Source organism: Polaromonas sp. P1_G4, from assembly GCF_056405475.1.
This window is the reverse complement of sequence record NZ_JBFUCA010000950.1, coordinates 1-833: the sequence shown is the minus strand read 5'-3', so window position 1 is coordinate 833 and position 833 is coordinate 1. Positions and strand designations below refer to the sequence as shown.

The window sequence follows — 833 nt, the reverse complement described above, 5'->3', positions numbered from 1 at the left end:
TTGTTTAGTAAAAATGCCTGTGGAATAGAAAGGCTCGGAAGCAGCTTAGAGTACTCATCGGTATTGCAATAAAGTCGTCCTAAATTTTTGTCATTTTTCGACATTCTGATTGAGAACGGTCCATTCCTCCCATTCGTTTCCGAGTCGTACACTTTTCTGAAAGTATCTGGGAAATTAAGATATAGAAGGAGCAAGTTCAAAAGATCCTCCCCAACTAGATCGCTGCTGGAAATGTCGATCTTCTCAAGCTCAAGAATCAGAAGTGTGTTGATGACACGTTTGATCTTGCGAATATCCCCGACCAATGGGAGATAGTCCGGATAATCGTTGCTCGAAAAAATGTTCTTGAGTGCCGAAATTGCATTCTTAACTTGATCGATCTTCTGAGGGCTCATCGCGACGTTTTTCGCCAGCGCCGTATCAAAGTCTCGAGTAACGTAGTTAAGCATCGCTTGCGAATCAATGAATAGGCTGAACTTGACGTTCACGTACTTTTCCAAAAACTCGCGGATTTTTTCGGCGTCGCCCTTGTCACTGCGAAGGCCAGCCAAATTCAGTGTGTCGTAGCAAAGAACGAAATTTACGTAGGGTAGATCGAAGGTCGTTCGAATGGCAAATAGCACCTCCTTGACCGATCCAAGGTCCAGACGATCTAGGTCATCTACGATGACAATGATTCGAGTTCTCGCTGAAGCTAAAAGCTGACGCAAGTCCGCCAGAGTGTCCTCGATAGTCTCATCACTAGGCTTTAGGGAAACCTTCAGTCCCAGAATATTGATCTCGTCCTGCCCGACCAAGCGCGCGTACCGATTCAGGATGGGGTCAATTTCAGG

The 833-nt window shown here is 45.6% G+C and carries 1 protein-coding gene; it reads right to left on the bottom strand.

Annotated features, from left to right (window positions below; genetic code table 11):
* On the bottom strand, window positions 1-833 hold an 833-nt coding region (locus tag AC1D1X_RS24670; protein WP_477699538.1), incomplete at both ends, for a P-loop NTPase fold protein.